The 3171-nt window shown below is 56.5% G+C and carries 1 rRNA gene; it reads right to left on the minus strand.

Annotated features, from left to right (window positions below):
• Positions 1-22 precede the first annotated feature (22 nt).
• Positions 23-3147: ribosomal RNA gene (locus AB0L71_RS32550) — 23S ribosomal RNA — on the minus strand.
• Positions 3148-3171 lie beyond the last annotated feature (24 nt).

Below are 3171 nucleotides of genomic sequence, written 5' to 3' on the forward strand. Positions count from 1 at the left end.
AACACAGTGGACGCGAGCAACTGAGGACAAGCCCTCGGCCTATTAGTACCAGTCAGCTCCACCCGTTACCGGGCTTCCACATCTGGCCTATCAACCCAGTCGTCTACTGGGAGCCTTAACCAATCAAGTTGGTGGGAATACTCATCTCGAAGCAGGCTTCCCGCTTAGATGCTTTCAGCGGTTATCCTTTCCGAACGTAGCCAACCAGCCATGCCCTTGGCAGAACAACTGGCACACCAGAGGTTCGTCCGTCCCGGTCCTCTCGTACTAGGGACAGCCCTTCTCAATATTCCTACGCGCACAGCGGATAGGGACCGAACTGTCTCACGACGTTCTAAACCCAGCTCGCGTACCGCTTTAATGGGCGAACAGCCCAACCCTTGGGACCGACTCCAGCCCCAGGATGCGACGAGCCGACATCGAGGTGCCAAACCATCCCGTCGATATGGACTCTTGGGGAAGATCAGCCTGTTATCCCCGGGGTACCTTTTATCCGTTGAGCGACAGCGCTTCCACAAGCCACTGCCGGATCACTAGTCCCGACTTTCGTCCCTGCTCGACCCGTCGGTCTCACAGTCAAGCTCCCTTGTGCACTTACACTCAACACCTGATTGCCAACCAGGCTGAGGGAACCTTTGGGCGCCTCCGTTACTCTTTAGGAGGCAACCGCCCCAGTTAAACTACCCATCAGACACTGTCCCTGATCCGGATCACGGACCGAGGTTAGACATCCAGCACGACCAGAGTGGTATTTCAACGGCGACTCCACAACCACTGGCGTGGCTGCTTCAAAGTCTCCCACCTATCCTACACAAGCCGAACCGAACACCAATATCAAACTGTAGTAAAGGTCCCGGGGTCTTTCCGTCCTGCTGCGCGAAACGAGCATCTTTACTCGTAGTGCAATTTCACCGGGCCTATGGTTGAGACAGTCGAGAAGTCGTTACGCCATTCGTGCAGGTCGGAACTTACCCGACAAGGAATTTCGCTACCTTAGGATGGTTATAGTTACCACCGCCGTTTACTGGCGCTTAAGTTCTCAGCTTCGCCGACCCGAAAGTCAGCTAACCGGTCCCCTTAACGTTCCAGCACCGGGCAGGCGTCAGTCCGTATACATCGCCTTACGGCTTCGCACGGACCTGTGTTTTTAGTAAACAGTCGCTTCTCGCTGGTCTCTGCGGCCACCCCCAGCTCAGGACGTAAAGCCCATCACCAGGAATGGCCCCCCTTCTCCCGAAGTTACGGGGGCATTTTGCCGAGTTCCTTAACCATAGTTCACCCGAACGCCTCGGTATTCTCTACCTGACCACCTGAGTCGGTTTAGGGTACGGGCCGCCATGAAACTCGCTAGAGGCTTTTCTCGACAGCATAGGATCATCCACTTCACCACAATCGGCTCGGCATCAGGTCTCAGCCTTAACGTGTGACGGATTTACCTACCACACGGCCTACACCCTTACCCCGGGACAACCACCGCCCGGGCTGGACTACCTTCCTGCGTCACCCCATCGCTTACCTACTACAAGTCTGGTCCGTCGGCTCCACCACTACCCTCAACTCCGAAGAGATCGGGCCGGCTTCACGGACTTAGCATCGCCTGATTCAGTATTGGGCGTTTCAAAGCGGGTACCGGAATATCAACCGGTTGTCCATCGACTACGCCTGTCGGCCTCGCCTTAGGTCCCGACTTACCCTGGGCAGATCAGCTTGACCCAGGAACCCTTGGTCAATCGGCGCACACGTTTCTCACGTGTGTATCGCTACTCATGCCTGCATTCTCACTCGTGAACCGTCCACAACTCGCTTCCACGGCTGCTTCACCCGGCACACGACGCTCCCCTACCCATCCGTACTCCCGTTGGGGATACATGTACGAATGACACGACTTCGGCGGTACGCTTGAGCCCCGCTACATTGTCGGCGCGGAATCACTTGACCAGTGAGCTATTACGCACTCTTTCAAGGGTGGCTGCTTCTAAGCCAACCTCCTGGTTGTCTCTGCGACTCCACATCCTTTCCCACTTAGCGTACGCTTAGGGGCCTTAGTCGATGCTCTGGGCTGTTTCCCTCTCGACCATGGAGCTTATCCCCCACAGTCTCACTGCCGCGCTCTCACTTACCGGCATTCGGAGTTTGGCTAAGGTCAGTAACCCGGTAGGGCCCATCGCCTATCCAGTGCTCTACCTCCGGTAAGAAACACACGACGCTGCACCTAAATGCATTTCGGGGAGAACCAGCTATCACGGAGTTTGATTGGCCTTTCACCCCTAACCACAGGTCATCCCCCAGGTTTTCAACCCTGGTGGGTTCGGTCCTCCACGAAGTCTTACCTCCGCTTCAACCTGCCCATGGCTAGATCACTCCGCTTCGGGTCTTGAGCGTGCTACTGAACCGCCCTATTCGGACTCGCTTTCGCTACGGCTTCCCCACACGGGTTAACCTCGCAACACACCGCAAACTCGCAGGCTCATTCTTCAAAAGGCACGCAGTCACGACTGACAGTACAAGTACTGCCAGCGACGCTCCCACGGCTTGTAGGCACACGGTTTCAGGTACTATTTCACTCCGCTCCCGCGGTACTTTTCACCATTCCCTCACGGTACTATCCGCTATCGGTCACCAGGGAATATTTAGGCTTAGCGGGTGGTCCCGCCAGATTCACACGGGATTTCTCGGGCCCCGTGCTACTTGGGTGTCTCTCAAACGAGCCGCTGACGTTTCAGCTACGGGGGTCTTACCCTCTACGCCGGACCTTTCGCATGTCCTTCGCCTACATCAACGGTTTCTGACTCGTCTCACGGCCGGCAGACCGCAAAAGAGAGATCCCACAACCCCGCATGCGCAACCCCTGCCGGGTATCACACACATACGGTTTGGCCTGATCCAGTTTCGCTCGCCACTACTCCCGGAATCACGGTTGTTTTCTCTTCCTGAGGGTACTGAGATGTTTCACTTCCCCTCGTTCCCTCCACACTGCCTATGTGTTCAGCAGCGGGTGACAGCCCATGACGACTGCCGGGTTTCCCCATTCGGACACCCCCGGATCAAAGCTTGGTTGACAGCTCCCCGGGGCCTATCGTGGCCTCCCACGTCCTTCATCGGTTCCTGGTGCCAAGGCATCCACCGTGCGCCCTTAAAAACTTGGCCACAGATGCTCGCGTCCACTGTGCA

The sequence above is a fragment of the Streptomyces sp. NPDC052052 genome, from assembly GCF_040680455.1.
Classification (GTDB): Bacteria; Actinomycetota; Actinomycetes; order Streptomycetales; family Streptomycetaceae; genus Streptomyces.